Origin of the sequence: Mesobacillus thioparans, assembly GCF_965138835.1 — a bacterium.
GTDB classification, from domain to species: domain Bacteria; phylum Bacillota; class Bacilli; order Bacillales; family Cytobacillaceae; genus Mesobacillus; species Mesobacillus thioparans.
The window spans coordinates 1-25,334 of sequence record NZ_CBCSFH010000021.1; the positions used below are offsets into that span (position 1 = coordinate 1).

Below are 25,334 nucleotides of genomic sequence, written 5' to 3' on the forward strand. Positions count from 1 at the left end.
AATGAAGATCCGCTCGACTTGCATGTATTAGGCACGCCGCCAGCGTTCGTCCTGAGCCAGGATCAAACTCTCCAAAAAAGAGTTATGAGTTAGCTCATAAAGTTAAAACGTTGGCTCATGTTCTATATAATAGAAGCATGATAATATTGTTTGTTGACGCTTGTTTGTTTAGTTTTCAAAGAACAATTCATTAATCTGTCGCCCAGAAGCGACTTTATTAATATAACATTTCCTTGCTGTATAAGTCAATAACTTTTTTCAAAAACTATTGAATCGAAGTTGTTGTTTCGTTACTGACTTTGAAGATTATATCAGTCATATTATGATAAAGCAATACCTTTTGAGCAGTTTCTTACATATAACCAAATATTCGATTCATAATGAACTTCCACAGGCATTTCATACCTAACTTCATAGAGTGAAATATTATTGGTTAGAAAAAGAAAAGCTGGCACACAAGGCCAGCTTAATGGATGATTTCCTCGATATGCAAGTACCTGTTTTTCTCCAGGGCGAGAATCTGATCTGACTCCAGCAATTTCACCAGCGGCCTTGCTGGGTTCTTTTCCTCGACAAAAATGATTTCTGCAGACTGGCCATCCGACAGGCGGATTTTTGTGCCTACGGAATAATTCATTATTGCAGAGCTTAATGCTTTCAAAGCCGTTATATCAAACTCCCCGAATAATTCTTCATTGATCATTTCAAGCACTTTAAATGGTGAGTGCTTTGGTTTGTAGATCCTTTCAGAAGTCATCGCGTGGAAGGAATCGGCCACAGCGAGGATTTTTGCAAAAGGATGGATCCTGTTTGACTTTTCGCCGAATGGGTAGCCGCTTCCGTCCATTCTTTCATGATGATGAAGGATGGCAATCTTCGTGGCATCCTTCAGCAACGAGCTGTTCCTGACCATCTGATAGCTATATGTAGGATGTTTTTTGATTTCCTCGAATTCCTCAACCGTTAAAGTCGTGTTTTTATTGAGAATACCTGGACTGATTTTCGCCATGCCGCAATCTGAAAGACATCCGGCAAGCGCAATCTGGGTCACTTCTCCTTTGCTGTAATTTATTTTTTTAGCAATGAAGGCACTGATGATCGCTACAGCCAATGGATGATCATAGAGATATTCAGTCTTGGTAGAATAATGGTGCAGATTGAATATATCTGAAGAACTCAGGTCTGTTTGCTCAATTAGCGGGACAATGATTGACCTGAGTTTAGCAACATCGATCTGCATTCCTGATTGCCAGGAAATAAATTCTTTCTTGAACTCCTGCTTGGCCTGTAAAAACAAGTCGACAAATGTGCACTCGATAGTGTTGGAATTCAATGAAGGCGTCTTGTCTTTGCCAGTCACAGGTGCAGTGCAAGGGAGACCATTCACCATCGTTTTCTCTACTTCTACATCCTTGACCAGAAAAATTTTGAGTATATCAATCAGATGCTCTGATAAGACTGTTTTCTTGCTCATGATGGGTCTATTCGTTTTGCTTAGAACATCTTCAGTAAGGATACAGCCCTCTTTTAGGTTGTCTACTTGTACGCGCAAGGCTACCCACTCCGGAATTTAAATTTTCTTACAATTATTTTACTTTATTTTACCAAAAAAGAGGAGCACATTTTTGTGTTCCTCTTAAAAAGTTTATTCTTCTTCTGATTCATTTGGTGTTTCAACTGTATCGGCTGATTCTGCTTCTTCACTGCCAACCTCTTCTGGGTCGACGATTGCTTCCGCATTCTCATCCTCTTCCAGGTCTTCGGGCTTATCTTCTTCCTTGTCGACTTTCGCAACAGTCGCAACATACTCATTTTCAGCTTTGTTGAGACTGATGAGTTTAACACCTTGTGTATTACGACCAGTCATGGAGATCGAGCTTACCGGAATACGGATCAGGACACCACCGGTTGTGATCAGCATCAAATCTTCATCACCTGTCACGACCTTCATCGTGACAAGGTCACCATTTTTATCGGTGATATTGCATGTCTTGATTCCTTTACCGCCGCGACCTTGCCTTCTGTACTCTTCGGAAGGTGTCCTCTTGCCGTAACCGTTCTTGGTGACCACAAGGATTTCAGCGCTTTCCTCAAGAACTTCCATGCCGACAACTTCATCACCTTCGGAAAGGGTGATCCCTTTTACCCCGGTTGCTGTCCGGCCCATAGAACGCACATCTGTTTCAGGGAAGCGGATCAATAAACCATCTTTCGTGCCGATGATCATTTCTTTGCTGCCGTCTGTCAGGCGTACGGAAATCAATTCATCACCTTCGCGCAGGTTCAGGGCAATCAAACCGTTATTCCGGATATTCGCAAAGGAAGAAAGCGGTGAACGCTTCGAGATTCCTTCTTTTGTTGTGAAGAACAGGAACCAGTCATCCACGAATTCCGAAACAGGAATGATGGCGTTGACCCATTCACCCTTCTCGATTTCCAACAGGTTGATGATCGGGATTCCTTTCGCTGTCCGGCTGAACTCCGGTATTTCGTAACCCTTCGAACGATACACCTTACCTTTATTTGTAAAGAATAGGATTGTATCGTGGGTGGATGTCGTAATCAAGTGTTCAACGAAATCATCTTCATTCGTACCCATTCCCTGGATTCCGCGGCCTCCGCGTCGCTGTGCCCTATATGTCGATACAGGCAGGCGTTTGACGTAGCCGTTATGGGTAAGGGTGATGACAATATTTTCACGAGGGATCAAATCCTCGTCCTCGATCATTTCGAGACCGCCTGAGACAATCTCCGTGCGGCGCTCATCATTGAAGCGCTCTTTGATTTCAGTAAGCTCTTCACGAATGATTTCAAGTACCTTTTCATTGTCTGCGAGGATCGCCTTCAATTCTGCGATCAGCTGCATAAGGTTTTGGAACTCTTCTTCGATCTTTTCGCGTTCCAAGCCTGTAAGCCTCTGCAGACGCATATCAAGAATGGCCTGTGCCTGCTTTTCGGACAGATTGAACTGTGTCATCAATCCTTCTCTGGCAATATCCGTCGTGCGCGAGCTTCTGATCAGGCTGATGACCGCATCAAGGTTATCAAGCGCAATTCGCAACCCTTCGAGAATGTGGGCACGTGCTTCTGCCTTCCGGAGTTCAAACTCTGTGCGTCGTCGGATGACGACTACCTGGTGATCAAGATAGTATGTCAGACATTGCTTCAGGTTCAGAACCTTCGGCTGTCCATCGACTAAAGCAAGAAGGTTGATACCAAAGCTTGTTTGCAAGGCAGTTTGTTTATAAAGGTTATTCAAAAGGACATTGGCATTCGCATCCTTGCGAACCTCAATCACGATCCTCATACCCTTACGGTCAGATTCATCACGCAAGTCTGTGATGCCGTCAAGCCTCTTGTCGCGGACTAATTCAGCGATTTTTTCAATCAGCTTGGCTTTATTGACCTGGTATGGAAGTTCCCTGACGATAATGACTTCCTTGCCATTTGATTTCTGTTCAATTTCAACCTTCGCACGCAGGGTAATCGAACCGCGGCCAGTCTCATAAGCTTTGCGGATGCCACTGCGGCCCAAAATCAATCCCGCTGTTGGGAAGTCAGGTCCTGTGATGATTTCCATCAATTCCATGATGGTCATGTCAGGATCCTTACTGATGGCCAATACGCCGTCTATGACCTCACCCAGCTGATGCGGCGGGATGTTGGTCGCCATGCCGACCGCAATGCCGGAAGTACCGTTGACAAGCAGGTTCGGAAACCTTGAAGGCATGACAATCGGTTCTCTTTCAGAACCGTCATAGTTGTCCTGATAGTCAATTGTATCTTTATTGATGTCGCGCAAAAGTTCCATAGAAATTTTCGACATACGCGCTTCTGTGTAACGCATCGCCGCTGCAGCGTCGCCATCGACAGAACCGAAGTTTCCGTGTCCATCGACCAGCATATAGCGATAGTTGAAGTCCTGCGCCATACGGACCATTGTGTCGTATACAGCAGAGTCACCATGCGGGTGGTACTTACCGATTACTTCACCGACGATCCTCGCCGATTTTTTATAAGCTTTATCTGAATGCATGCCGAGATCATGCATCGCATATAGAATCCTTCTATGTACGGGCTTCAAGCCGTCACGGACATCCGGGAGCGCACGAGCAACAATTACACTCATGGCATAATCCAGGAAGGATGAACGCATTTCCTGGCTAATATTAATCTCTTTCACACGAGAGTTTGGTGTCTCAGACATTTAAGAGAAACCTCCTTTAGTTGAGGCTTTTTTCGTAAACTTTGTTGCTTTCTCGCCCAAGTGAAAACCGGCTACCCGGGTTTCTACGGTAATCTAGCATATCCGAATCAGAAGCAACTTTGGAGTGAGCTCCGAAAGCTTAAAAAATGCGGATAAGTGTATATGTACGAAAGGCAACAATCAATGCGAAAACAGCCAATTGGAAGAGCATAGGCGCCTGTGTCCGGGCGCGAATGCCAGTCACTAATCTAGTAATCAAATTACATATCATCAATCCATAAGACAGGGGGTCATCACCCCGGTTCATTGCAGCCTTTTCAAGAAAAATCAGGATAGAGGCCATAACTTCTATCCTGGAAAGAACAGTGCTTTGCAGAAAGAGTCCTTACTATATGTCCAGGTTCTTTACATAAAGCGCGTTTTGCTCGATGAAATTGCGTCGTGGCTCAACCTTGTCACCCATGAGGATTTCGAAGGTTTCATCCGACTCGATTGCGTCCTCGAGATTTACCTGGAGCAATGTTCTTGTCTCAGGGTCCATTGTCGTCTCCCAAAGTTGCTCTGGATTCATCTCACCAAGACCCTTGTAACGCTGGATGCCTGGTTTTGGCTGCTGCGGAAGCTCAGCAAGGATCTGTTCGAGCTGCTTATCGTTGTAAGCATATTCGATTTTTTTGCCCTGCTGGATTTTATATAATGGCGGCTGGGCAATATAAATATATCCAGCTTCAAGGATTTTTCTCATATATCTGTAGAAGAACGTCAATAATAAAGTTCGGATATGGGCGCCATCGACATCGGCATCAGTCATGATGACAATTTTTTGATAACGTGCCTTGGAAAGGTCAAAGTCCTCGCCGATCCCTGTGCCGATTGCTGTTATGATCGCTCTTACTTCGTTGTTCGATAAAATTTTATCCAGACGTGACTTTTCAACGTTCAGGATTTTACCTCTAAGCGGCAGGATCGCCTGGAAGTGGCGGTCACGGCCCTGCTTTGCGGAACCACCCGCAGAGTCACCCTCAACGACATAAATTTCACTGATTGCCGGATCCTTTGAAGAGCAGTCAGCAAGCTTCCCTGGCAGACTGGAGATTTCTAGAGCACTCTTCCTCCGTGTCAGCTCACGCGCTTTTTTAGCCGCGAGTCTGGCTCTGGCAGCCATTAGGCCTTTGTCGACAACTTTCCTTGCGACATTCGGGTTTTCAAGCATGAATTTTTCGAAGTGGTCGGAAAACAGTGTGTCTGTTACCGTACGGACCTCAGAATTCCCAAGCTTTGTTTTCGTCTGGCCTTCGAACTGCGGATCAGGGTGCTTGATCGACACAATTGCAGTCAAGCCTTCACGAACGTCATCTCCGGAAAGATTGGAGTCATTATCCTTGAAGATGCCATGCTTACGTGCATAGTCATTGATGACACGAGTCAAAGCTGTCTTAAAGCCTGATTCATGCGTTCCACCCTCATACGTGTGGATATTATTCGCAAAAGAATAGATGTTGCCAGTGTAGCTGTCGTTATATTGGAGGGCGACCTCGACAGTGATTCCTTCTTTTTCACCCTCAATATAGATTGGCTCATCATGGAGTACTTCCCGCGTGCGGTTTAAATGCTCAACATACGATTTAATTCCGCCTTCGTAGTAATACTCATTCTTTTTGCCTTCGACGCGCTTATCCTCAATCGTGATCTTGATTGCCCTGTTCAGGAAGGCAAGCTCACGGAGGCGGTTCGCGAGTGTATCGTAATCATATTCCAATGTCTCTGTGAAAATTTCCGGGTCAGGCTTGAAGTGGACCGTCGTTCCCGTGGAGTCAGATTCATCAATGACCTTCAGAGGGTCACCGACTGCGCCTCGTTCGAATTTCTGGTAATGGACTTTGCCATCACGATGGACAAATACTTCCAGATAAGTGGACAATGCATTGACAACCGATGCACCAACACCGTGGAGTCCTCCGGAAACCTTATAGCCTCCGCCGCCGAACTTTCCGCCGGCGTGAAGAACCGTCATGATAACCTCAACCGCAGGCCGCCCCATTTTTTCGTGGATACCGACTGGGATTCCCCGGCCATTATCCTTGACAGTAATACTGTTATCTTCTTCGATAATGACGTTTATTTCATCACAGAAGCCAGCAAGAGCTTCGTCTATACTATTATCAACGATTTCCCATACAAGATGGTGCAAGCCTTTTCCACTCGTTGATCCGATATACATCCCTGGACGTTTGCGTACCGCTTCCAGGCCTTCAAGCACTTGTATCTGGTTTTCATCATACGCTTGTCCCTGCATGGATTGTTGTTCCTCCATTGCCATATCGATCACCTACACTTTCAATTTCACTCATCTTTTTCAAAAACAGTTCTATAACATAAAACAGCAGATTTACTGGATGTTTCCAAGCAGGCATTTCCGCAAACATCGTTGTATTTCGACATTTTTTGCGGACAAGCCAATCTATTAAAACTCCTGAACGGATAATTTTTGTGAGCGTTTCTTCAATGTCCCTGATGCCAGGGGGGAATAATATATATGATTGCCTGTTACGACGATAGATTTGACCGATCCTTTGGCCAAATGGATAATCTCCCTGTCCTGACGCGCAATGAATTCTTCCATGAAAGGAGAAGAACTGGCGCTTTCAATGTCCAGGATTGCTATGATATCTCTCGTCCTGACAAGGACCTCTTCACCAACATGCAAATACATAGAGTCCACCTCATTGGATTCTTGACATTTCGCCGGTCTTCACGCTATATGTGGCTGCTTCTCTTAATGTCTGATGGTCGATTCCATCCACACTGGTGGTAGTGACGAAGGTTTGAACTTTTCCCTGGATGGTATTCAATAAATGGGATTGACGATAATCATCCAGCTCAGACAGAACATCATCAAGCAGCAGGATGGGATACTCGCCAATCTCTGCATTGATCAGTTCGATTTCGGCCAGCTTCACTGATAGTGCGGTCGTCCGCTGCTGCCCCTGTGATCCGAATGTCTGGACATCACGGCCATTCACGAAAAATTGCAGATCATCCCGGTGCGGACCGAACATCGTCGTTCCCCGGTCAATCTCTCTTGTCTTTATTTTAGCAAATTTTTCTTCATACACTGCTATCATTTTCGACAAATCATCACCTTCTGATACCTCTGCAGAGGGTTTGTAGATGATTTTCAGGTCTTCAAGACCTCTTGATATTCCCTGATGGATAGGCAATGCCCATTTTTCAAGCAATCTCAGGAATTCGAACCGCTTCAGGATGATCCTTGCGGCTGCCTGGATGAATTGTTCCGTCAGGATATCGAGCATCGTATGGTCTGTCGATTTTTTGATTTGCAGCTGCTTGAGGTAATGATTCCGCTGCTGGAGGATTTTATTGTACTGGCTGATATCATGCAAATAGACTGCCGATACCTGTCCTATTTCCATATCGACAAATCGTCTTCTTACCTGAGGGCTCCCTTTTACAAGGTTCAGGTCCTCTGGTGCAAACATGACGACATTCATGTTGCCAACATACTGGCTTAGCTTGCGCTGTTCCAGATGGTTGACTTTTGCCTTTTTGCCTTTTTTGGAAATGACAAGCTGCATCGGCAGTGATCCGTTGTTTTTTTTAATCCGTCCCTCTATTTTAGCATATTCCTCGTCCCAGCGAATTAAATCTTTATCATTCGAGGTACGGTGGGATTTTGCCATCGCAAGCACGTAGATGGATTCCATGACATTTGTTTTCCCCTGGGCATTTTCCCCAAGGATGACATTCACCTTATTTTCAAATGTCGCCTCGAGCCCCTGGTAGTTCCGGTAATTCCTTAATTGCAGTTCCTCAATATACATGAACAGTTCATCCTCTGGATTATTGCATTATGACGAACTCACCAAATCCAGGTATTGAAACCTGGTCTCCGGAACGAAGCTTTCTTCCTCTTCGCTGATCTTGTTCACCATTGATAAAAACATCGTGTTCACTTAAAAACCACTTTGCCATTCCGCCGGATTGAATCACATCGGCTAATTTAAGGAACTGGCCAAGCGTGATATATTCCGTATCGATTTTAATTTCTTCATTCACGATTCCTCACCCTTTTCTTCCAAAAGGACTTAATACTTTATTTTACTAAATATTTTCCATAGAAACAAATTTTCTTATTAGAAAAGCGAAGCGCCTCGGTCAGACCCGACAAGCGTTGGAGGTCCGACCAGTGAAGTCGCTCTTTGACTTGATTGGTCGGATCCCAATTAAAAAGTATAGCCGACTGTTCAGAAACGCAGAAACTGGAGACTCCGACAAAGAAGCGCTTTTTGCTTCTGCCGGCGGAGTTGAAGTTTCGGAGTTTCTAGGAGGCGACACTAGACATGCGTCTCGAGGGTCTAGGCGCTGGAGCTAGACAACTCTGAAATCGCTTTTCCCTTGTCCTATTATAAAAAAAGCCACCAGCAATAAAACTGGTGGCGTTATGGAATTAGTAAGTTCTCACCGGCAGGATCAGCTGCAGGATGGAATCATCATGCAGTGGACGGATGACGAATGGTCTCATCGCGCCAGTGAAGCTGATCTGGATTTCTGTTCCCTCTAGTGCTTTTAGCGCGTCCATCATGTATTTTGCGCTGAAAGAGATTTTCAGTTCTTCACCATCGATAGACTGGCTCTGGATTTCTTCGACAACAGTACCGATTTCTGGTGTGTTGGAAGAAACTTCGATCGCGCCGCCTTCGATTGTGGAAAACTTAACGACGTTATTTCGTCCCTCTCTTGCAAGCAATGAAGCACGGTCGATGGCATGAAGGAATTCTTTTGTATTCACGACAACATCCGTTTTGCTTTCAGTCGGAATCAGTCTTCCTGTGTCAGGATAGTTTCCTTCAAGCAATCTTGAGAAGAATAACAAATGCTTGGCTTTGAATAGCACCTGGTTTTCGGTAATGACGATATCCACTGAATCCGAGCTGTCATCGAGGATTTTGCTCAACTCTGTCAAACTTTTGCCCGGAATGACTACGTTGTAGTTCTCGGTACTGTCAGCTTCGAGCTTTGCTTTTCGCAATGCTAGTCTGTGGCTGTCTGTTGCAATACAGATCAGTTCATTGTTTTCGACCTTCCAGTTGACACCTGTCAAGATCGGGCGTGTTTCTGAGGTGGACACTGAAAAGACAGTCTGGCGGATCAGGCCTTTTAATAAGTCTGTTGGGATCTTGAATACATGCTCCTCAGAAATTTGCGGAAGATGCGGATATTCTTCTGCATCAAGGCCGTTAAGGTTGAATTCCGATTTACCTGAACGGATGATCGTCTGCAAATTTTGCTGGACTTCGATTTCTACTGTGTCTGTAGGAAGCTTTTTAACGATTTCACTAAAGAAACGCGCCTGAAGAACAATGGATCCTGACTGCTTGATTTCAACGATTTCATCCCCTGCTTCTTCTTTAGGAATGAAAGATTCAATGGAAATGTCGGAATCGCTGCCTGTAAGAGTTACTCCCTCTTCATTCGCGACAATCTTGATTCCAGTCAAAATAGGGATTGTTGTTCTGCTTGTTACTGCCTTCATCACGTCTTGGACGCTCTGCAGCAAGTGATCGCGCTGGATAATAAATCTCATTTTTTAAGCCTCCGTTTTGGAATATTTTTTACCCTAATGCATATCTTAATATGTTTTAAAAAAGTAATAGAAGTACTAGTAGGGCCTGTGGATTTGTGGATAAGTGGTTTGATCAAAGGAAACACAGCCTATCCACATGTGGACAGACTGTGCGCAACCAATGGAGAGTTATTCACATTATCCTAAACCCTTAATTGTTCATTTATGTCTTTTAACTGCTTTTGCAGACTTGTATCGGTTGAGATCATCTTGGAAATTTTCTCGTGGGCATGGATGACTGTTGTATGGTCACGTCCTCCAAATTCTTCCCCGATCTTCGGAAGCGAGAAATCTGTCAGCTCCCTTGATAAGTACATGGCGATTTGCCTCGGGAAAGCAACGGATTTTGTCCGTTTCTTCGCTTTGAAATCCTCGAGTTTTATATTGAAATGCTGTCCTACAACCCTTTGGATATCAAGGATCGTGATGACCTTAGGCTTCGAGCTCGGAATGATGTCCTTCAAGGCCTCGGCTGCCAGGTCCGCATTGATATCCTTATTGATGAGGGAGGAATAGGCGACAACGCGGATCAAGGCTCCCTCAAGTTCACGGATGTTGGAGTCAATCTGGTTCGCGATATAAAGCATGACTTCATTCGGGATATCCAGTCCCTCCGCTTTCGCCTTTTTGCGCAGGATCGCAATCCTTGTTTCCAGGTCAGGCGGCGTGATATCAGTGATCAAGCCCCATTCGAAACGGGATCTCAGCCTGTCTTCAAGAGTCGGTATTTCCTTTGGCGGACGGTCACTGGAGATGACAATCTGCTTGCTTTCTTCATGCAAAGTATTGAATGTATGGAAAAATTCCTCTTGCGTTTGTTCTTTCCCCGCCAGGAATTGAATATCATCAATAAGCAGGACATCGACATTTCGATATTTATTGCGGAAGTCGCCTGCTTTGTTATCCCTGATGGAATTGATGAATTCGTTCGTGAATTTTTCGGAAGACAAATAAACCACTTTCGCATTTGGATTATGATCCTGGACATAGTGCCCGATTGCATGCATCAAGTGGGTTTTTCCAAGTCCTACGCCCCCATAGATGAATAAAGGGTTATAGGCTTTCGCCGGCGCTTCAGCTACAGCAAGTGACGCTGCATGGGCGAAACGGTTGCCTGAACCAATGACGAACGTGTCGAATGTGTACTTCGGGTTCAGCATGCTGACAGGCAAATCCGGTATGTCTTCTTCCTTCTTGACCCTTCTTGGCGGCAAGGGAATATCAAGATCTTCTTGATTCTGGTTCTGGGGAATGATGAATTTAACAGCAAGCTCCTCACCAGTAATTTCATACAAAATGCCGCTGATCAGCTGTGAATACCGTTCTTCCAGCCAATCCCGGGCAAACTCGTTCGGCGCTGTGATTGTAAGGACATCACCCTGGAGCGTATGTGCTTTCGTAGATTTAAGCCATGTATCGAAACTTGGCTTGCTGATCTTTTTCTCGATTTTAGCGAGAGCATTATTCCAGAGATCTGCAATATTCTCCAACAATTTTCCCTCCTTTTCTTTTCAGTTTTATCTCTATATCTGGCTGCATGTGTACACTCATTTTCACATTCAGCCGTTTGGCCAACAGTATCAGGTCTGTCAGAAAAGCATAAATCAAAGGTTATACACGCTGTACAACCCCTCAACTAATAAATATACGAAACTATTAATGTGGAAAAATATATAATAAGGAAGAAAAGAAGCTTTTCGACAATATCCACTTTCTGTGGACAAACTTTTACAACAGCCCTGAATAACCTATCCACAGCTTATCCACAATTTGTGGATAAGTATATTTCCGTCATCGAATTATTAAGAGTGAAAACACAAATATAATATCAGATAATCTAGCATGGTGCAACGCTTTTTCATACATTATCCACAATCCACTGTCTCTGTGGAGAATAATTGTCCACAGGCACCTGACTTGTGTAAAAGCTGTCAAAAGGGGGTGTGGATAATAAAAATGGTGTCGATTTTTGTCCACAGGTCCCTGGAAACAGGATAAATAATTAAAATAAAAGATATTAAATAACATTTCTTTTTGAGCTTAAAAGTATTCTTTTGCCGGCAAAAATTTAAACTGAGTAATAAAGATCAGGCTGTTCAAAAAATAATTCTTCTTTTACATGAAGTGTGCCAGGTGGAAAATTAATCGGGGATTTCATAGGAGCTTGGCCGAGGAATTCGTTTTTGTACTATATGGTAATAAGCTTCTTTTCCGAATAGGCACTTGACAATTTATGCTGCCCCTCTTTATAATTACAAAGACTGTCTGTAACAGCTATTCCTCAGGGAGGTGTAACATATATGAAACGCACTTATCAACCAAATAAACGTAAACACAGCAAAGTTCACGGATTCCGTGCCCGCATGAGCAGTGCAAATGGCCGTAAGGTTCTTGCTCGCCGTCGTCGCAAAGGAAGAAAAGTATTATCAGCTTAGGCCACTGAAATGTCAGTGGTCTTTTTTCTCTTTGGGCAATACTATTTTTGGGTTGGGCTTACTGAGATATTGGCTTTAGGGATTTAAATTTGGATATACTTTTTTAATAGGCTGTGTAAATGTATCATTTTTTCTGAAATCCTGTTGATTGTAGTGAAAGGCGCGAAGACTCCTGCGGAAATGCTAACGCATTTTCATCGTGCGTGGACGGATTCGAGGAAGCTTCTCAATGTCCTGCGGGCTCAACGCCAGCCCCGCGGAAAGCGAAGCGCCTGGAACGAAAATCAACAGTCTGATTTACACAGCCTCTAAATCCTTTTAGCCTTTCCATCAAAGTTCGCATAACAGGATCCATAGAGAATTGAAGGTGTTATTAATGAAAAAAGACTACAGAGTGAAAAAAAATAAAGAATTCCAAGAAGCTTTTAAAAAAGGAAGATCTGTCGCCAACCGGCAGTTTGTCGTCTATATCCTGAAAAAGCCGGAGCAGGAAAATTTCCGCATCGGCCTTTCGGTCAGCAAAAAAATCGGCAATGCCGTCATGCGCAACCAGATCAAACGCTATGTCCGGCAATCCTTCCATGAATTCCAGGACCGCGTCCAAAATGGCAACGATTATATCATCATTGCCAGAAAACCGACTGCCGAAATGGACATGCATGAGATCAAGAAAAGCCTTGAGCATGTTTTGAAGGTCGGAAAGGTTTTGAAGAAGCCGAAACATGGAGATAATGATTGAGGCAAAAATATTTGCCGAATTGCATTTTTTAAAAGCGCTTCCCTATAAAAGATGTTAAAATATTTTTGATTGCATTATGCTGACAAGGCGGAATGTACATAAACTTTGGGACAACCTTTTGAAAATATATGAACGTATCGGGAAGTTAGGAGGAAATGAAGCTTGAAAAAAAGAATATTATTGATAGTAGGCTTGCTGCTAGTTGTGTCATTGCTGACAGGCTGTACGGAGTATAACCAGCCGATTACTCCAGATAGTAAGGGTTTCTGGAACGAATACATTGTCTATCCGTTGTCGCTGCTGATCATTAAGGTGGCTGAATTGCTGGGGGGCAGCTTCGGTTTTTCGATTATCGTGGTTACTTTGATAATCCGTTTTGCGATTTTACCGCTAATGATCAAGCAAACGAAAAGCTCGAAAGCGATGCAGGCATTGCAGCCAGAGATGCAGAAGCTTAAGGAAAAATACAGCTCAAAAGATCAAAAGACCCAGCAGAAGCTGCAGCAGGAAACGATGGCACTTTTCCAGCAGCATGGTGTCAATCCGCTTGCAGGATGTTTCCCACTGATCGTCCAGATGCCGATCCTTATCGGTTTCTACCATGCGATTTCAAGAACAAGGGAAATTGCCGAGCACAACTTCATGTGGTTCGACCTTGGGTCACCGGATCCGTTTTATATTCTGCCGGTTGTTGCAGGTATAACTACTTTCATTCAGCAAAAAATGATGATGGCTGGCCAGGAAGGCAATCCGCAAATGGCGATGATGCTTTGGCTGATGCCGATCATGATCGTTGTATTCGCGATCAACTTCCCAGCAGCACTTTCATTGTACTGGGTAGTAGGTAACTTATTCATGATTGGTCAAACGTACTTTATTAAAGGGCCGGATCTTAAAAAAGCTAAGGCTGCCGGCAATGCGGGAGGAGCAAAAAAGTGAAACAGGTAACTGCTACAGGACAAAATGTCGACGAAGCAGTAGAATCCGCTTTAGCTCAATTAAAGACAACCAAAGACCGCACAGAGATTGATGTAATTGATGAAGGCAAAAAGGGGATTTTCGGACTTTTCGGCACACGCCCGGCTGTCGTCAAAGTGACAGTCAAAATCGATGCTGTTGAAGAAGCCGTAAATTATTTGAAATCGGTTGGCGAGAAGATGGGTGCATCCATTGACGTCGATGTGAAAAGGGCAGGAAAAACGGTCCTTTTTACGATGTCAGGTGAAAAAATCGCTTTGCTGATCGGAAAAAGAGGCCAAACACTCAATTCGCTGCAATTTTTAACGCAGCTCGTGGTGAACCGATATTCTGACCAGTACGCCACTGTTGTACTTGATGCGGAGGATTACCGCCAGCGCCGGAACGATACACTCGTCCAGCTGGCAGAACGCCTGGCACAAAAAGCAGTGAGGACCGGACAAACCGTCGCGCTTGAACCGATGCCTTCGTATGAACGTAAAGTGATTCATACTGCATTGATGTCAAACAAAAAAATCAAAACTTTTTCAGATGGCACCGAGCCGCACAGGCATATTGTCATCGCACCGTCTAAGTAATGAATTGCAACCCGAACCTGATCAGGTTCGGGTTTTTTTGTGTTTTTTTTGGAAAAATGAACCTGATCAGCGGAATTTTAGCAAGATCAGCGAGTTTAGAGCAACTTTTTGATCTGCCAAATAGGTTTATTGGCGATTTTGACCCTTTTTTTGGCGAAAATTTAATCTTTTTGGCGAAAATCAGTTTTTATTGGCGACTTGGAAATTATCGAAGCTTTTTACCAGTTTTTGAATGGAGGAAAACCGAAAAGAAATCTTTTAAGAAGTTTTTCCACAGTGCGAAATTTCCTCTGCTGGTTTTATTGTTATTCACATGTGGATAAGTTAAAATTAAAAGAGTTTATTTTTTCTGTTGTGGATAATTTAGCGACCGGGAAGATTCCTTTCTTTTTTTCGCTAAACTGATGTGGTATTCTAGTAATTTGTAGAAAACAAAATTCAATCATTTTATATACATTAATTTTTTTTCAAAAAGTGGGGTGAAGCATGTGGAATTTGATACGATTGCGGCGATTTCTACGCCGATGGGTGAGGGTGCGATCGCGATTGTCCGTCTGAGCGGGGATCAGGCTTTCGAAATAGCAGACCGATTGTTCAGAGGGGTTGGCAGCAAGAAGCTAAATGAGGTGGCTTCGCATACGATTCATTATGGCCATCTGATCGAGCCGAAAACTGGACAAGTCGCTGAAGAAGTGATGGTCTCTGTGATGAGGGGGCCGAAAACGTTCACGAAAGAGGATGTAGTCGAAATCAACTGCCATGGGGGTCTTGTTTCTGTAAACCGTGTGCTCCAGCTTGTACTGAATCAGGGTGCGAGACTGGCGGAGCCGGGGGAATTTACAAAACGGGCTTTTTTAAATGGACGGATCGACCTTTCCCAGGCAGAGGCAGTCATCGACTTGATCAGGGCGAAGACGGATCGGGCGATGAATATGGCACTTGGCCAGATGGAAGGACGCCTTTCAAGACTGATTCAGAAACTGCGGCAGGAAATTCTTGAAATTCTCGCTCATGTTGAAGTGAATATTGATTATCCGGAGTATGATGATGTCGAGGAAATGACGCATCATATGCTTTTGGAAAAAGCGAACTATGTTAAGGCAGAGCTGGAAAAGCTTTTGCAAACCTCCCAGCAGGGAAAAATCCTCCGGGAAGGGCTTTCCACTGTCATTGTCGGACGGCCGAATGTAGGGAAATCCTCATTATTGAATAGCCTTGTCCATGAGAATAAAGCGATCGTGACGGATATTCCAGGGACGACACGTGATGTCATCGAAGAGTATGTCAATGTCCGCGGCGTGCCATTACGGCTTCTTGATACTGCAGGGATCCGCGAGACGGAGGATATCGTCGAACGGATCGGTGTCGAGCGTTCCCGTCAGGTCCTGAAGGAAGCGGATTTGATCTTGCTCGTTCTGAACTATTCGGATGAGCTTTCGGAAGAGGATCGGAACATTTTCAAGGCGGTCGAAGGCATGGACGTCATCGTCATCGTCAACAAAACCGATCTTCCGCAGAAGATTGATTTGGATGAAGTGAAGCAGCTTGCGAAGGAATATTCGCTCGTGACGACCTCGTTGCTGGAAGACCAGGGGGTGGACCAGCTTGAAGAAGCGATTTCAAGTCTGTTCTTCTCAGGAGCGATTGAGTCAGGTGACCTCACTTATGTATCCAACAGCCGCCATATTGCATTGCTCAACCAGGCTGCCAATTCAATAGAAGAAGCGGTCAGCGGTGTTGAAATGGGGACACCTATCGATATCGTCCAGATTGATTTGACCCGGGCATGGGAACTGCTTGGCGAAATCATCGGTGAAAGTGTCCATGAAAGCCTGATTGACCAGTTGTTCTCTCAGTTCTGTCTAGGCAAGTAAACTAATAAAGAAATTATTTTACGAAAATATTCTTTACTGTACATTACTGTGAACCAAAAAAATGGATCATAGAACTATTGGACTATAAATTTTTTCAGTGGATCGTTATTAAAGCAGTATAAAAAGGAGGCAGCAGGATGGGTTATGAAGCCGGGAATTTTGATGTGGTTGTAGTGGGTGCCGGCCATGCGGGTGTTGAGGCAGCTCTTGCTCCGGCGCGGATGGGTGCAAAAACAGCAATGATTACCATCAACCTTGATATGATTGCGTTCATGCCGTGCAATCCGTCAATCGGCGGACCTGCAAAGGGAATTGTTGTGCGCGAAATTGACGCTCTTGGCGGCGAAATGGGACGCAATATTGATAAAACCTACATCCAGATGAGGATGCTCAATACCGGCAAGGGACCTGCAGTACGTGCATTACGGGCCCAGGCCGATAAATTTGATTATCAGAATGAAATGAAGAAGACGCTTGAAAACCAGAAAAACCTCACATTGATACAGGGCATGGTGGAGCGCCTGATTGTTGAAGATGGTGAATGTAAAGGTGTCATTACACAGACTGGAGCCGTTTACCGTGCGAAAACAGTGGTCATCACGACGGGGACGTATATGCGCGGGGAAATCATCCTTGGTGAATTGAAATATTCAAGTGGCCCGAACAACCAGCAGCCATCGATCAAGCTTTCGGAGCATCTTGAAGAGCTTGGCTTTGACCTTGTCCGTTTCAAGACAGGCACGCCGCCGCGGGTTCACAGTGATACAATTGATTATTCTAAAACAGAAATCCAGCCTGGTGATGATGTCCACCGTGCCTTTTCCTATGAAACGACGAAGTACATCACCGACCAGCTTCCTTGCTGGCTGACATATACGAATGAGCGCACACACCAGCTGATTGATGACAATTTGCACCGCTCACCAATGTATTCTGGAATGATTAAGGGGACTGGGCCGCGCTATTGCCCATCCATCGAGGATAAGGTCGTCCGTTTCAATGATAAGCCGCGCCACCAGATTTTCCTTGAGCCGGAAGGACGGAACACTCAGGAAGTGTATGTGCAGGGACTATCAACCAGCTTGCCGGAAGAAGTCCAGCACAAGATCCTTCAGACGATCCCAGGCCTTGAAAAAGTCCAGATGATGCGTGCAGGCTATGCGATTGAGTATGATGCAGTCGTGCCTACGCAGCTGTGGCCAACATTGGAAACGAAATTGGTCAAAAATCTTTATACTGCTGGCCAGATCAATGGCACATCAGGTTATGAAGAGGCTGCCGGACAGGGAATCATGGCCGGTATCAATGCGGGAAGAAGGGCTTTGGAGAAGGAAGAAGTCATCCTCAGCCGTGCCGACGCCTATATTGGCGTGTTGATTGATGACCTTGTGACAAAGGGAACGAATGAACCTTACCGCCTGCTGACATCGAGAGCGGAATACCGTCTGCTTCTGCGCCACGACAATGCAGATCTGCGCTTGACCGAAAAAGGAAACGAAATCGGTCTGATCAAAGAAGAACGCTACCAGAAGTTCCTGGCGAAAAAAGAGGCAATCGAAGCGGAGAAGAAACGACTTCAGTCGATCATCATCAAACCATCAGCCGAGGTCCAGGAATTGATCCGTTCGCTCGGCGGCAGTGAGCTGAAGGATGGAATCCGTGCTTCAGACCTTCTGAAGCGTCCGGAAGTTTCATATGAGCACATCAAGCAGCTCGTGCCTGCCGATGGAGAGCTCGAGTTCGAAATAGAAGAACAAACAGAAATCCAAATTAAATATGAGGGATATATCGAAAAATCGCTTCAGCAGGTTGACAGGCTGAAAAAGATGGAAGATAAGAAAATCCCGGAAAATATTGATTATGAGGCGATCTCAGGACTGGCGACAGAAGCACGTCAAAAACTGAAAGAGGTCCAGCCATTGACATTGGCGCAGGCATCGAGAATCTCAGGGGTGAACCCTGCGGATATTTCCATCCTGCTCGTCTATCTGGAGCAAGGACGCATTGCCAAGATCAAGTAGTAACCATCAGAAAGGGTTGGCTTATGAATACAGATCAATTTAAAGCGTTGCTCGCTGAAAAGGGGATTGAGCTTTCCCAGAGGCAAATGGAGCAATATGAAACCTATTACGAAATGCTCGTCGAGTGGAATGAAAAAATGAATTTAACTGCGATTACGGAAAAGCCGGATGTGTACTTGAAGCATTTTTATGATTCCGTTTCAGCCGCTTTCTATTTTGATTTCAATAAGCCGCTCGATTTATGCGATGTTGGTGCAGGTGCCGGCTTCCCGAGCATTCCGATTAAAATTGCTTTTCCGGAAATCAGGGTCACGATCGTGGACTCCCTGAACAAGCGTATCACGTTTCTTGAACAGCTTTCCAAGCAACTAGGTCTCGAGGGGACAACCTTCATCCATGACCGTGCCGAAACTTTCGGTCAAAACCCTGCATATCGTGAAAAATATGAAGTGGTGATGGCGAGGGCTGTTGCAAGAATGTCTGTACTTAGCGAACTATGTCTTCCTCTTGCGAAAGTAGGCGGGACATTCGTCGCCATGAAGGGCAATCAGGCTGGAGAAGAACTCCAGGCTGGCGAAAAAGCGATCTCCGTTCTTGGAGGGAAACTTGAATCTTCGCATTCTTTCACTTTACCGGTGGAAGAGAGTGAGCGAAATATTTTAATCATAAAAAAACAAAAGCCAACACCTAAGAAGTACCCGAGAAAACCAGGGACTCCGAATAAAACGCCAATAGAATAACAATGCTGTTCCTGATCGTGCATCTCGGACGCCGGTCAGGAGCGCAGAGTTTATCGAAATACAGATATCAAACGTGCTTGCTTGCGTTTTTTGTCCTATTTTGAAAAATAGTTTTAGTTTATAATAGAGTCTATAGGCAGGAACTTGTCATTTTTATAGAGAATATGTAATAGGGAGTTCATAAAGGTGGTGTAGGGTGATGAAGCCTTCTTTTTCGCGCTTTTTTGGCCTTGGGGAAAAGGAAAAAGAGCGGAACCAAGTGGAAGAACCGAACCAAATGGAAGAACAGACGGTTGAGGATATTGATAACATAGAAAACGAAGAAATAAAAAAAATTCCAATTGACCATATTATTCCAAACAGATACCAGCCAAGAACTGTTTTTGATGATGAAAAGATTGAGGAATTGGCCCGTACCATTCACATACATGGAGTAATCCAGCCTATCGTCGTACGGGAATATGACCAGGATCGATTCGAAATCATTGCCGGGGAACGCCGCTGGCGGGCAATGAAAAAGCTTGAGTGGGAAGAAGTTCCGGCAATCGTTAAAAACCTGTCTGATTCCGAAACGGCGTCTGTGGCTTTGATTGAGAACCTTCAAAGGGAAGAACTGTCTCCGATCGAAGAGGCAATGGCTTATGGAAAACTTCTGGAAATTCATAATCTTACACAGGAAGCACTGGCCCAAAGGCTTGGGAAAGGCCAATCGACAGTTGCAAACAAATTGAGATTGCTGAAGCTACCACAGGAAGTCCAGGAAGCACTTTTAAATAAATTGATCACCGAGCGTCATGCGCGTTCGCTGATTCCGCTGAAAAATCCTGAATTACAGGTACAGGTACTAGCTGAGGTCATCGAGAAATCCCTCAATGTCAAGCAGACGGAAGAACGTGTCGTCAGGCTCCTGAGCCAAGGGGAAGAAAAGCCAAAGCCGAAACGCAAAGCCTTCAGCAAGGATATGAGGATTGCCGTCAATACAATCCGCCAATCGCTGACAATGGTTTCTGACAGCGGCATCAATCTTGACTCGGAAGAAGAAGAATTTGAGGAATTCTACCAATTCACGATCCGAATTCCTAAAAAGAAATAAATTCTTGTGAAGTGGGGGACAAGCTGTCTCCTGCTTTTTTATTTTTCCGGATTGTTATAAATCACAAATTCAGCTCCAAAATTACTGTCATTGTACAGTCTCCCATTCATTCCCTGTTTTACTATTTTCACAGTGGTATTACTTTTTCATAAAAATTCTATCAACTGTCAGAATTCATGATAAAATAGAATACATGATTGCTTTTTTCGGCCTGGTGCTGGAAAAAGCCTTATTTTACGTATGTGCTTGGAAAAGCTGAATAGAATTTTTACGGGTTTGAAAGAAGGTGACAATGTGGGAAAAATCATCGCGATTGCGAATCAAAAAGGTGGAGTCGGCAAGACGACGACATCGGTGAATCTCGGTGCGTGCTTGGCATACATAGGGAAAAAAGTGCTGCTTGTCGATACAGATCCTCAGGGAAATGCGACCAGCGGGGTAGGCATAGAAAAAGCGGATGTTGAGCAGTGCATTTATGATGTGCTGGTTGACGATGTGGCAGCAGGTAAGGTGATCCATCCTACCGCGGTCGAGAATCTTTATGCGATTCCGGCGACCATCCAGCTGGCTGGAGCGGAAATTGAGCTTGTGCCTACGATTTCGAGGGAGGTTCGCCTGAAACGGGCTCTCGAGGAAGTGAAAGACCGATTTGATTATATTATCATAGACTGTCCGCCATCACTTGGACTATTGACCCTGAATGCATTGACCGCTTCCGATGCGGTCATTATCCCGGTTCAATGCGAGTATTATGCTCTTGAAGGATTGAGCCAGCTTCTGAATACGGTTCGCCTTGTGCAGAAGCATTTGAACCAGGATCTAAAGATTGAAGGTGTCTTGCTGACGATGCTCGATGCACGTACGAATCTCGGTCTTCAAGTAATTGAGGAAGTGAAGAAGTACTTCCAAGACAAGGTTTACAAGACGATCATTCCGAGGAACGTCCGTCTGAGTGAAGCTCCCAGCCATGGAGAGCCAATTATCATTTATGATCCGAAATCCCGCGGAGCAGAGGTTTATTTAGATCTTGCAAAGGAAGTGGTTGCAAATGGCTAAAGGCTTAGGTAAGGGATTGAATGCTTTCTTCAACATGGAAGCGGAAAAGGAAGAAAAGGTCCAGGAAATAAGCATCAAGGAAATGAGACCAAATCCTTATCAACCTCGAAAAGTTTTCGAACCAGATGCAATCGAGGAATTGAAGCTTTCGATTCAGGAGCATGGAATTCTGCAGCCGATCATTGTCCGGAAAACGATAAAAGGCTATGAAATTGTCGTAGGGGAAAGACGGTACCGTGCTGCGAAAGAAGCCGGACTGGAAACTGTCCCGGCAGTCGTCCGTGAACTGAATGAACAGCAAATGATGGAGCTTGCGGTGCTCGAAAACCTTCAACGTGAAGATTTGAATCCAATCGAAGAGGGAATTGCCTATCAAACTTTGATCGAAAAGCTGAAGCTCACCCAGGAAGAGTTGGCGAAAAGGCTGGGCAAAAGCCGGCCGCATCTGGCAAACCACATCCGTTTGCTGTCGCTGCCGCCAAAAATCCAGCAGCTTATTTCAGACGGGAAAATCTCAATGGGACACGGCCGGGCGCTTCTTGGCTTAAGGAAGAAGGACAAGCTTCCTGCCCTTGTCGATAAGATCCTTAAAGAGGGCATGAACGTGCGCCAGCTTGAGCAGCTGATCCAGGAGATGAACGAGGTCGTTCCACGTGAAACAAAAAAGGATAAGGTGACCAAGGACGTGTTCATCCGCGAGCGGGAAACTTCGCTGCGTGAACGCTTCGGCACTACGGTTAACATCAAACAAACCAAAAATAAAGGAAAAATCGAAATTGAATTTTTCTCGAAAGATGATCTGGAACGGATCCTTGAACTACTAGACAAACAAAATTCCTAAGCTATCATTGTGATGGCTTCTTTTTTTACACTGGCTTTCCGTATGTTCTGTTGCTTTCCCTCCTAAAATACGGAGCAGGATTGTAACAGGTTCTGTGAGATAAGCCTTACATAACTAAACTGAAAATGGGTGAACGATATGTTTTTACTTGGCACCTTGGTGAATGGTCTATTGATCATCATCGGGACCTTATTGGGCAGGCTGCTGACGAAAATACCTGAAAATATGAAGGCCACTGTCATGCATGGCATCGGGCTTGCCGTTATGGTGCTGGGCCTGCAGATGGGTTTTAAGAGCGCAAATTTCCTGATCGTCATCTTAAGTCTGGTGATCGGTGCAGTGCTTGGGGAAGCGTGGAAGCTCGAGGATAGGCTGAATGCGGTCGGGGACTGGCTTGAAAGAAGGATTGGATCAAAAGGAGAAGGCGGCATCTCCCAGGGGTTCGTGACGGCGACGTTGATTTTTGTCATCGGGGCGATGGCGATTATCGGGGCACTCGATAGCGGGATCCGCGGCGACCATGACGTCTTATATACAAAAGCGATCATTGACGGTTTCACAGCACTCATCCTGACCACTACACTTGGGATCGGGGTTCTTTTTTCCGCGATCCCCGTCATGCTCTATCAGGGAACCATTGCGCTATTTGCAACGCAAATCGATAAACTGATTCCGCAGGCATTGATGGACAGCTTCATCCTTGAGCTGACTGCAACAGGCGGGGTCATGATTTTTGCCATCGGCTTGAACATGATTGGCTTGACTAAAATCAGGGTAGCGAACCTTTTGCCTGGTATACTGGTGACTGCTGTACTCGTTACGATTTCGCATTATTTGGTCGGAGTTTAAGGCGCCGCCGCCAAACTCGATTGAATGTCATGCTCTTAAACGCGGACGATTGCCATTTTGGCATAAAAATTACGCCGGGAGGTCATTACCCGGCGTTTTGCACATCATATTCTCATTCAGCAACTGTAGGCTGTTCGGCTTCAAGATCCCAATTCAGCTTTGGCCAATCCTGTTTTTTGGATCGTTGCTGGCTGCTCTCGAAAATGCCGTTCGCAATCGTTTTGGCCATTTTTAACACGAGATTCAATCTGGTGTTCTGTAAAACGAAGAACTCCATGAACCCGCTCACATTGACAATCCCGGTAATATGCATATCCCCGACTTCCGGCAGTTCCTTGTTCACACCGGCGCCTGGCTTGACAGGCCCATTGGCTACCTGGATCGAGCCGACACTTTTCAGACGGCCAAGACATGCGTCTATGCCGATGATGAATGGATTAAAGTGTTTTTGCTTGATTTCCGTCAGTTTTGCATCCATATTGACAGCATGGATCGGATCATCGAGCGTCCCGTACACATGGTAAGGAGCGATATCCTTTTCTTCCAGCAGCGTCCCGATCAGCGGACCCAATGAATCACCGGTGGAGCGGTCAGTTCCAATGCAGACAAAAACAATTGGCCTGGCGCTGAAACTAGGAAGAAGGTCCAGGATTTCAGAAGCCAGCTTTTCGGCTGCCAGCTCATCCTCATGATTGATTTTTGCCACACTGTTTTTCCGCTCGAAAAAATGGTTTTTGAGATTCATTGGATCAACTCCTTAGATTTCGTACTATCAGTATACGGACTTTATTTGTAATCTATACATACCTGTAAACAGAAAGATTTAAACAAGGTCTTTTGGAGCAGTGAATCTTTTATAGGGGAATAAGGTCTGATTTATTTCAGCATAGTTTTTTGAGGTTATGGGCCCTTTTAAATAGCTTTGATGTTATATTAATATAATGAAAAGAGGAGCCGGCAACCTTTTTTAAATGGTTGTTATGCCATTGGAGAAACAGTGTTCTTTAACTACATTATAAAACTTGTTAAAATGAATGTGTTTGTATGAAATTTTCTACTTTGTTACATAACGTTTGATAGATGGATGAATTTTGGGGGCAGGTGAAAAAATGACGAAAACAGAAGAGAGTTTGACTAGAACACAAGCGTTCTTTAATACAATGGGCAGGAAGCTGATGGATGAGAATCTCTGGTTTGCGATCGGGGAAAGTGTTTTAAAGATTATTGCTATTCTGATCATTACCGGCCTGCTGATTAGGGTCGGGAAAATTGCCATTCGCAACTTCTTCAAGGTCAGGACGAGGGGACCGCTGCGAATAACAGAGCGACGGGAAGCCACTTTGATGAAGCTGCTTGAAAATGTGCTTACCTATGTCGTTTACTTTATTGCCATCATGATGATTCTTTCAGCCCTGACTATCAATGTCCAGGCGATGCTTGCCGGTGCCGGGATTGTCGGTTTGGCAGTCGGTTTCGGTGCGCAAAGTCTCGTGAAAGACATCATCACCGGTTTCTTCATTATTTTCGAAGACCAGTTCTCGGTGGGCGATTATGTAAGAATCGGCCAATTTGAAGGAACGGTGGAGGAAATTGGGCTGCGGACGACGAAGATTAAAAGCTTTACAGGGGAAATTAATATTTTGCCTAATGGAAGCATCGTAGAGGTCACCAACTTCTCGCTTTATAACAGTGTTTCGGTTCTCGATATCGGAATCGCTTATGAAGGGGATATTGTCTACGCTGAAAAAGTACTGCAGGAGTATTTGGAGACGACAACAGAAAAGTACCCTGAACTGGTGAAAACACCAGAGCTTCTAGGCGTCCAGCAATTTGGCGCCTCAGAGGTAGTGCTGCGGATCGTCGCAGAAACTTTGCCTATGAAGCACTGGTATATCGGAAGACAGCTGCGCAAGGACATCAAGTTACTTCTCGACCAGCACGGAATTGAAATTCCATTCCCGCGGATGGTCATGTACTCACGCCAGGAAGGCGGAGAGCAGAAAGAATTCGGTAACTAAACAAGGAGGTTTTGAAATTGGAGCACGAGTTTCAACTGAATGATGTTGTTGAAATGAAAAAACCACATCCTTGCGGCACCAACAAGTGGAGAATCATCCGTCTTGGCATGGATATCCGAATCAAATGTGAAGGCTGCGAGCACAGTGTCTTGATTCCACGAAAAGAGTTCACGCGAAAAGTGAAGAAGGTTTTATTGAAGCAGGGAGAATAATCCTGCTTCTTTTTTTATCGTTATTGTATTATCCTTATTATTAAAATTA

The 25,334-nt window shown here is 44.8% G+C and carries 22 protein-coding genes and 1 rRNA gene; 13 read left to right on the forward strand and 10 right to left on the reverse strand.

Annotated features, from left to right (window positions below; translation table 11 throughout):
• The 9 genes from ACNAZ4_RS22170 to dnaA form a co-directional block, all read right to left on the reverse strand.
• A 16S ribosomal RNA gene (locus ACNAZ4_RS22170) occupies positions 1–78 on the reverse strand; the annotation flags it as partial.
• A 388-nt stretch (positions 79–466) separates the two neighbouring features.
• Positions 467–1,552, reverse strand: a complete 1,086-nt coding sequence (locus ACNAZ4_RS22175) for an HD-GYP domain-containing protein (protein ID WP_415818195.1) — start codon at positions 1,550–1,552, stop codon at positions 467–469.
• A gap of 93 nt (positions 1,553–1,645) precedes the next feature.
• Positions 1,646–4,207 carry a DNA gyrase subunit A gene (gyrA, locus tag ACNAZ4_RS22180; RefSeq protein WP_415818197.1) on the reverse strand — a complete coding sequence of 854 codons (2,562 nt, stop codon included), beginning with the start codon at positions 4,205–4,207 and terminating at the stop codon, positions 1,646–1,648.
• Between the two features lie 388 nt (positions 4,208–4,595).
• Positions 4,596–6,527 carry a DNA topoisomerase (ATP-hydrolyzing) subunit B gene (gene gyrB, locus ACNAZ4_RS22185; RefSeq protein ID WP_415818199.1) on the reverse strand — a complete coding sequence of 644 codons (1,932 nt, stop codon included), beginning with the start codon at positions 6,525–6,527 and terminating at the stop codon, positions 4,596–4,598.
• A gap of 144 nt (positions 6,528–6,671) precedes the next feature.
• A complete protein-coding gene (gene remB, locus ACNAZ4_RS22190; RefSeq protein ID WP_415818201.1) occupies positions 6,672–6,920 on the reverse strand; it encodes an extracellular matrix regulator RemB in 249 nt (82 codons plus the stop codon).
• A gap of 10 nt (positions 6,921–6,930) precedes the next feature.
• Positions 6,931–8,049 carry a DNA replication/repair protein RecF gene (recF, locus tag ACNAZ4_RS22195; RefSeq protein WP_415818203.1) on the reverse strand — a complete coding sequence of 373 codons (1,119 nt, stop codon included), beginning with the start codon at positions 8,047–8,049 and terminating at the stop codon, positions 6,931–6,933.
• Positions 8,050–8,068: 19 nt separating this feature from the next.
• Entirely contained in the window at positions 8,069–8,284 is a 216-nt protein-coding gene (gene yaaA / locus ACNAZ4_RS22200) for a S4 domain-containing protein YaaA (RefSeq protein ID WP_214705313.1), read from the reverse strand.
• A gap of 391 nt (positions 8,285–8,675) precedes the next feature.
• Positions 8,676–9,812, reverse strand: coding sequence for a DNA polymerase III subunit beta (gene dnaN, locus ACNAZ4_RS22205; RefSeq protein WP_415818206.1), 1,137 nt, complete (start codon positions 9,810–9,812; stop codon positions 8,676–8,678).
• Positions 9,813–9,994: 182 nt separating this feature from the next.
• A complete protein-coding gene (gene dnaA / locus ACNAZ4_RS22210; RefSeq protein WP_415818208.1) occupies positions 9,995–11,341 on the reverse strand; it encodes a chromosomal replication initiator protein DnaA in 1,347 nt (448 codons plus the stop codon).
• Between the two features lie 810 nt (positions 11,342–12,151).
• Between dnaA and rpmH the strand changes: the two genes are divergently transcribed.
• The 11 genes from rpmH to ACNAZ4_RS22265 all read left to right on the forward strand — a co-directional run bounded on the left by rpmH (position 12,152) and on the right by ACNAZ4_RS22265 (position 23,055).
• Complete coding sequence (gene rpmH, locus ACNAZ4_RS22215) at positions 12,152–12,286, forward strand: 50S ribosomal protein L34 (protein ID WP_013059930.1); 135 nt, start codon at positions 12,152–12,154, stop codon at positions 12,284–12,286.
• A 376-nt stretch (positions 12,287–12,662) separates the two neighbouring features.
• Complete coding sequence (rnpA, locus tag ACNAZ4_RS22220; RefSeq protein ID WP_415818210.1) at positions 12,663–13,025, forward strand: ribonuclease P protein component; 363 nt, start codon at positions 12,663–12,665, stop codon at positions 13,023–13,025.
• A 162-nt stretch (positions 13,026–13,187) separates the two neighbouring features.
• Positions 13,188–13,964 carry a YidC family membrane integrase SpoIIIJ gene (spoIIIJ, locus tag ACNAZ4_RS22225; protein WP_415818212.1) on the forward strand — a complete coding sequence of 259 codons (777 nt, stop codon included), beginning with the start codon at positions 13,188–13,190 and terminating at the stop codon, positions 13,962–13,964.
• A complete protein-coding gene (gene jag / locus ACNAZ4_RS22230) occupies positions 13,961–14,581 on the forward strand; it encodes an RNA-binding cell elongation regulator Jag/EloR (protein WP_415818214.1) in 621 nt (206 codons plus the stop codon). The genes spoIIIJ and jag overlap by 4 nt, the downstream gene beginning before the upstream one ends.
• 488 nt (positions 14,582–15,069) lie before the next feature.
• A complete protein-coding gene (gene mnmE / locus ACNAZ4_RS22235) occupies positions 15,070–16,455 on the forward strand; it encodes a tRNA uridine-5-carboxymethylaminomethyl(34) synthesis GTPase MnmE (protein WP_415818216.1) in 1,386 nt (461 codons plus the stop codon).
• A gap of 137 nt (positions 16,456–16,592) precedes the next feature.
• Positions 16,593–18,476: a tRNA uridine-5-carboxymethylaminomethyl(34) synthesis enzyme MnmG gene (gene mnmG / locus ACNAZ4_RS22240; RefSeq protein WP_415818218.1), complete on the forward strand. Its 1,884-nt coding sequence runs from the start codon at positions 16,593–16,595 to the stop codon at positions 18,474–18,476.
• A 23-nt stretch (positions 18,477–18,499) separates the two neighbouring features.
• Entirely contained in the window at positions 18,500–19,216 is a 717-nt protein-coding gene (gene rsmG / locus ACNAZ4_RS22245; RefSeq protein WP_415818219.1) for a 16S rRNA (guanine(527)-N(7))-methyltransferase RsmG, read from the forward strand.
• Between the two features lie 199 nt (positions 19,217–19,415).
• Complete coding sequence (noc, locus tag ACNAZ4_RS22250) at positions 19,416–20,309, forward strand: nucleoid occlusion protein (protein ID WP_415818294.1); 894 nt, start codon at positions 19,416–19,418, stop codon at positions 20,307–20,309.
• Between the two features lie 294 nt (positions 20,310–20,603).
• Positions 20,604–21,365, forward strand: a complete 762-nt coding sequence (locus tag ACNAZ4_RS22255) for a ParA family protein (RefSeq protein ID WP_415818221.1) — start codon at positions 20,604–20,606, stop codon at positions 21,363–21,365.
• Entirely contained in the window at positions 21,358–22,206 is an 849-nt protein-coding gene (locus ACNAZ4_RS22260) for a ParB/RepB/Spo0J family partition protein (RefSeq protein ID WP_415818223.1), read from the forward strand. The genes ACNAZ4_RS22255 and ACNAZ4_RS22260 overlap by 8 nt, the downstream gene beginning before the upstream one ends.
• A gap of 138 nt (positions 22,207–22,344) precedes the next feature.
• Positions 22,345–23,055: a DUF554 domain-containing protein gene (locus tag ACNAZ4_RS22265; RefSeq protein WP_415818225.1), complete on the forward strand. Its 711-nt coding sequence runs from the start codon at positions 22,345–22,347 to the stop codon at positions 23,053–23,055.
• Between the two features lie 112 nt (positions 23,056–23,167).
• Here ACNAZ4_RS22265 and yyaC read toward each other — a convergent pair whose 3' ends face one another.
• On the reverse strand, positions 23,168–23,800 hold the full coding sequence (gene yyaC / locus ACNAZ4_RS22270; RefSeq protein ID WP_415818227.1) for a spore protease YyaC: 633 nt from the start codon (positions 23,798–23,800) through the stop codon (positions 23,168–23,170).
• A 364-nt stretch (positions 23,801–24,164) separates the two neighbouring features.
• Between yyaC and ACNAZ4_RS22275 the strand changes: the two genes are divergently transcribed.
• Positions 24,165–25,073, forward strand: coding sequence for a mechanosensitive ion channel family protein (locus ACNAZ4_RS22275; protein ID WP_415818229.1), 909 nt, complete (start codon positions 24,165–24,167; stop codon positions 25,071–25,073).
• A gap of 17 nt (positions 25,074–25,090) precedes the next feature.
• Positions 25,091–25,285, forward strand: a complete 195-nt coding sequence (locus ACNAZ4_RS22280; RefSeq protein ID WP_415818231.1) for a DUF951 domain-containing protein — start codon at positions 25,091–25,093, stop codon at positions 25,283–25,285.
• Positions 25,286–25,334: the final 49 nt, after the last annotated feature.

Excerpts from the sequence above, each read along its gene's own strand:
- rpmH (WP_013059930.1), top strand. The coding sequence starts at position 12,152 with ATGAAACGCACTTATCAACCAAATAAACGTAAACACAGCAAAGTTCAC.
- ACNAZ4_RS22265 (WP_415818225.1), top strand. The coding sequence starts at position 22,345 with ATGTTTTTACTTGGCACCTTGGTGAATGGTCTATTGATCATCATCGGG.
- dnaN (WP_415818206.1), bottom strand. The coding sequence starts at position 9,812 with ATGAGATTTATTATCCAGCGCGATCACTTGCTGCAGAGCGTCCAAGAC.
- noc (WP_415818294.1), top strand. The coding sequence starts at position 19,416 with ATGAAGCCTTCTTTTTCGCGCTTTTTTGGCCTTGGGGAAAAGGAAAAA.
- ACNAZ4_RS22275 (WP_415818229.1), top strand. The coding sequence starts at position 24,165 with ATGACGAAAACAGAAGAGAGTTTGACTAGAACACAAGCGTTCTTTAAT.
- yyaC (WP_415818227.1), bottom strand. The coding sequence starts at position 23,800 with ATGAATCTCAAAAACCATTTTTTCGAGCGGAAAAACAGTGTGGCAAAA.
- gyrB (WP_415818199.1), bottom strand. The coding sequence starts at position 6,527 with ATGGCAATGGAGGAACAACAATCCATGCAGGGACAAGCGTATGATGAA.
- ACNAZ4_RS22260 (WP_415818223.1), top strand. The coding sequence starts at position 21,358 with ATGGCTAAAGGCTTAGGTAAGGGATTGAATGCTTTCTTCAACATGGAA.
- mnmG (WP_415818218.1), top strand. The coding sequence starts at position 16,593 with ATGGGTTATGAAGCCGGGAATTTTGATGTGGTTGTAGTGGGTGCCGGC.
- recF (WP_415818203.1), bottom strand. The coding sequence starts at position 8,049 with ATGTATATTGAGGAACTGCAATTAAGGAATTACCGGAACTACCAGGGG.
- rsmG (WP_415818219.1), top strand. The coding sequence starts at position 18,500 with ATGAATACAGATCAATTTAAAGCGTTGCTCGCTGAAAAGGGGATTGAG.
- rnpA (WP_415818210.1), top strand. The coding sequence starts at position 12,663 with ATGAAAAAAGACTACAGAGTGAAAAAAAATAAAGAATTCCAAGAAGCT.
- remB (WP_415818201.1), bottom strand. The coding sequence starts at position 6,920 with ATGTATTTGCATGTTGGTGAAGAGGTCCTTGTCAGGACGAGAGATATC.
- gyrA (WP_415818197.1), bottom strand. The coding sequence starts at position 4,207 with ATGTCTGAGACACCAAACTCTCGTGTGAAAGAGATTAATATTAGCCAG.